Origin of the sequence: Kocuria sp. HMSC066H03 (assembly GCF_001812045.1) — a bacterium.
In the GTDB taxonomy this organism is placed as follows: Bacteria; Actinomycetota; Actinomycetes; order Actinomycetales; family Micrococcaceae; genus Kocuria; species Kocuria rhizophila.
In genome coordinates, this window is sequence record NZ_KV807507.1 from 1 (window position 1) to 261 (window position 261).

At 64.8% G+C, this 261-nt stretch carries 1 protein-coding gene; it reads left to right on the plus strand.

Annotation, left to right across the window (positions count from 1 at the left end; all coding sequences use genetic code 11):
• Positions 1–261: DDE-type integrase/transposase/recombinase (locus tag HMPREF2833_RS08895; RefSeq protein WP_141756176.1), on the plus strand; the 261-nt coding region annotated here is incomplete at both ends.

Sequence of the window (261 nt, forward strand, 5' to 3'; positions counted from 1 at the left end):
GGGGTACACCTACCTGCACTCGGCCGTGGACGGTTTCTCCCGCCTGGCTTACACCGAGGCCCTCGATGATGAGAATGCAGCCACCACGATCGGGTTCTTCTGCCGCGCACGGGCGTTCTTCGTCGCCCACGGGGTCACCCGCATCCACCGGGTAGTCACCGACAACGGTGCCAACTACCGAGCCGAAGACTTCACCCGCACCGTGGAAGCACTGGCCAGCAGGCAACAGAGGATCCGTCCTTACACCCCGCGGCACAACGG